This window comes from Alterirhizorhabdus solaris (genome assembly GCF_007785815.1).
Classification (GTDB): domain Bacteria; phylum Pseudomonadota; class Alphaproteobacteria; order Sphingomonadales; family Sphingomonadaceae; genus Alterirhizorhabdus; species Alterirhizorhabdus solaris.
Genome location: NZ_VNIM01000175.1, coordinates 1 through 3,678 on the forward strand (window position 1 = coordinate 1; position 3,678 = coordinate 3,678).

General features: G+C 58.0%; 2 protein-coding genes and 4 pseudogenes. 3 read left to right on the forward strand and 3 right to left on the reverse strand.

Annotated features, from left to right (window positions below):
• Positions 1-251: 251 nt before the first annotated feature.
• Positions 252-473, reverse strand: a pseudogene (locus FOY91_RS20870) (IS701 family transposase); the annotation flags it as partial.
• Between the two features lie 371 nt (positions 474-844).
• Here FOY91_RS20870 and FOY91_RS21895 point away from each other — a divergent pair.
• The gene (locus FOY91_RS21895) at positions 845-985 is read left to right on the forward strand and encodes a hypothetical protein (RefSeq protein ID WP_162527303.1); all 141 of its coding nucleotides are present in this window, start codon (positions 845-847) and stop codon (positions 983-985) included.
• 203 nt (positions 986-1,188) lie between these two features.
• Complete coding sequence (locus FOY91_RS20875) at positions 1,189-2,541, forward strand: exopolysaccharide biosynthesis polyprenyl glycosylphosphotransferase (protein ID WP_238995827.1); 1,353 nt, start codon at positions 1,189-1,191, stop codon at positions 2,539-2,541.
• Here the strand turns inward: FOY91_RS20875 and FOY91_RS22905 are convergent.
• Both FOY91_RS22905 and FOY91_RS20885 read right to left on the reverse strand, forming a co-directional pair.
• Positions 2,538-2,825 (reverse strand): annotated as a pseudogene (locus FOY91_RS22905) (integrase core domain-containing protein); the annotation flags it as partial. The gene FOY91_RS20875 and the pseudogene FOY91_RS22905 sit on opposite strands and share 4 nt — an antisense overlap.
• 158 nt (positions 2,826-2,983) lie before the next feature.
• Positions 2,984-3,298, reverse strand: a pseudogene (locus FOY91_RS20885) (integrase core domain-containing protein); the annotation flags it as partial.
• Between the two features lie 242 nt (positions 3,299-3,540).
• On the opposite strand from FOY91_RS20885, the pseudogene FOY91_RS22510 reads away from it, so the two are divergent.
• Positions 3,541-3,678: pseudogene (locus FOY91_RS22510) on the forward strand (IS110 family transposase); the annotation flags it as partial.

Genomic DNA, 3,678 nt, shown 5'->3' on the forward strand with positions numbered 1-3,678 from the left:
GCCTGCGAAGATCAACTGACAGCGCCCTGGTCATGCATGCCCGCCTCCTCCGCCGGCACACAGCTTGAATCAGATCGCAAACCGCTTGGGAATCCCTGCTGAGTCAGTCAGCTCGAAACACGCTCTAGTACCGCCTCATCGGTGCCGAGATGTTCGATGGCATACCGCTTGATCCCCATCACTCGCTCCGCGCCTCAACACGGATGCCTGTGAATCAGCCTTCAGCTCGTTTGGGAACCCTGAATGTCGATCCGCCCTAGGATCGCCTGCTGCCGGCATGGTCCGGCATCGCCGGCCGCCTCGGCGCGCATCCACCCGGTCTTGCGGCGCTCGTCGCCCAGCAGCCCATCCAGAAAGCTGTTCGCCGATGCCGCCACACGAGCCTAGCTGAACGATGGCCGCATCCGCGCTTTCACTTCGCGCAGCGACGATGCCCAAAGCTCCAGTTTCCCCTCAATCGATGCTCCCGTCACCACGCCCCCTCGCCATGGTGACCCATTGATTCAGAGGACGATCAGAAACGCAACTGTAATGTTAACTTTCCTGGAAACTGGGGAGCTTCACCGTCGGGTATTACATGATGACTTCCAGATTTGATTTCGCAACCGCCCGGGATCACATCGAAACCCGATCGCCCACCGTTACGTCAGCGTTCTGACACCGCCGTCAAGATCAGGCGGTTAACGCTGTGATAAAACCTTTTTCTATAATGGGTAAAATGCGCTTGTGCAGCGCGAGTTATTCGTTCAGTCTCGTTTTGGGACGTCAGATCCGACAACAACACCGGTGTTCAAATCGCGTGGCAATGTGGTCGGGTAGTATGTTCATCGCGAGGGGGTGTGGCGTGATCGGTCAGAATATTGAGCAGGTCAGAATTGGACGGGCGGATGACATCGTATCGACGAACGCGACACGTGCGCTCATATCTTCACTGTTGTTTGGTTTGCTGTTCTGGGTGATCGCAGCGGTTATTTTGGTAAATTGATGCCCGTTTACGTCGGTGCATATTACATACTCTGGAAAGTGTTTTCGGAAAACTACAACTTTTAGAGCATGCATTATCGTGTTAGGTGTTTCGAGTCTGAAACGGCTGTGGCGTCTGACGGCAACCACGCCTATGGACAGTGGTGCGTATTGCTTGTTGTAGTAAAGGGGTAGCGCGTGAGGGGTGGTTCGAAGGCGCGCAAGGTGCGTCTGAACGGCGGCGCGCCCCGAAAGAGTCGGATCCGCGTCCTGCTGTATATGTTGTTGTTGACGCTCGACGGTACAGCCGTGCTTACGGCGTTCGGGATCGGCTCGCTGCTCCGCTTTGGTAATCTATCAAGCCAGTCGGCGTTCGATATGGCTGTCGTTACTTTGCCAGTATTCTTAGGAGTTGCGTTAAACAGCGGTGCTTATTCGATCGATGTGCTGCGGGCGAATCGGGTAGGCATCGCCCGCGCTAGCAGTTCGCTGGGTTTCACCTTTTGTTCGCTGTTGCTGTTGTTCTATTATTTACGCGTGTTGCAGGACGTTTCGCGGCTGGCGATCGGGGCCGGCATGATCGGCAGCTTCGTGTTGGTCGCGGCGTTCCGCACGCTGTTCTCCTTCGTTGTTCATTATGCTGTTGATGGTGCGGTAACCTCGGAACTCGTCATCCTCGACGAGGTTTCGTTTCCAGTACCAGCGACGGCGAAGGTGATCGACGCAGCCGCCAATGGACTTCGACCTGATTTGCGGGATCCGATGATGCTGGACCGCCTTGCCAAGCGAATCAGAGGGATCGATCGTGTCGTCATCGCATGCCGGGCGGAGGCGCAGCGGCCTTGGGCTATGTTGCTTAAGGGCGCCAATATTCAAGGCGAGATCGTCACCACCGAATTCGACGCAGTCGGCGCGATCGGAATCAGGGAACTCGGCGGGCGAACGACGTTGCTCGTCGCATCCGGACCACTTAGTCTGCGTAACCGGATGGTCAAGCGCGCATTTGATCTGCTGTTTGCGGTTCCCGCCCTTATCTTGCTCGCACCGATGCTACTGTTCGTGGCCTTCGCTATTCGGTTCGATAGCAAAGGACCGGTGTTCTTTCGTCAGATGCGCGTTGGGCGTGGCAACGAGTTGTTCGCAGTGTATAAGTTTCGTAGCATGCTTGTCGACCAATGCGATGAGGCAGGCAGTCTTTCGACCCAACGTGACGATTCGCGTATAACACGGGTGGGCGCGTTCATTCGCAAGACCAGCATCGACGAGCTTCCGCAGTTACTTAACGTGCTGTTCGGATCGATGAGTATCGTTGGGCCGCGTCCGCACGCGTTGGGGTCACTAGCTGGGCAACAATTGTTTTGGGATGTCGACGAACGATATTGGCATCGCCATGCGCTGAAGCCTGGCATCACCGGACTTGCGCAGGTACGCGGTTTCCGCGGCGCGACGTACCGGCGTGACGACCTAATGCGAAGGCTGCAGGCGGATCTCGAATATATCGCGGGCTGGTCGGTCTGGCGCGACTTCAAAATTTTGGTGTCTACGGCTACGGTAGTCATTCACAAGAACGCATACTAGATGTTTGGTCCCGGCGATTGATGGTGCGGATCTGAGATGAACCGGTCCGGGTCATCTGTCCATGCCTTGCAGATGGCTTCGTACGGTGTGAGGCCGGGCAGGGACTTGAGGCGGCGGGCGAAGTTGTGGGCAGCGACGAAGTCGGCGAGGTGCTGGCGAAGCTGGTCATGCATTTTATAGTCGTAACGCTTGACGGTGGCCTCCTTGATCGTCCGGTTCATCTGCTCAACCTGCCGATTGGTCCCCGGATGCCGTGGCTTGGTCAGGCGGTGTTCGATGTCGAGGCCGGCGCAGGCGGCCTCGAAGGCATGGCAGCGGAACGGCAGCTTTTTCGCCCGCATCTCTTTGATGTCCTTCGGGGTCCAGCCATCCCCGATCGGGTCGGTGAAATGCATCCCGTTGTCGGTGGGCACCGTGTGGATCCGGTATGGTACGGCCGCGGCTAGATGTTTGGTCCCGGGATTTGGTGGGTCGGATTTGAGGTAAAACGGTGTGGCTCTTTGGGCCACGTCTTGCAGATGGCTTCATAGGGTGTGAGGCCCTTGAGGGTCTTGAGCCTTCGGCCGAAATTGTAGGCGGCGACGAAGTCGCCAAGATGCTTCCTGAGCTGGTCGTGCGTATCGTAGTGGTACCGCTTGACGGTCGCTTCCTTGATGGTTCGGTTCATCCGTTCGACCTGCCCGTTGGTCCAGGGATGGCGCGGCTTGGTGAGCCTGTGGTCGATGTCGTTCTGCGCGCAGGCGAGCGCGAAGGAGTGGCAGCGGAAGATTTCGCCGGCGGCGAGCGCCAGCTTGACCTCTTCGACAGCCGAGCCGGGGTACTTCGGATCGGTGAAGTGAATGCCGTAGCACATTGGGAAGAGCCGGTTCGGGAGGCTGCTATGGCCCTGATGGAGACAAGGCCGCGAAGCGGCCGCAGGCTTCATCAGGGCCAGCCATGGCCGGTCAGCAGGTATCTAAAGTGAGGTTGTCGAGACAACACTTTGGAGGCCGACCGACCATGACCAAGCTCACCCCTACGCCCGCCGGCGCCGTGCTGGTAGCCATCGACATGTCCAAGAACCGGCAGGAAGTCCTCATCGAGCGACCCGAAGGCGGCCGGCGCCGGCGGATGACCGTCATGGCAACCAAGAAGGAC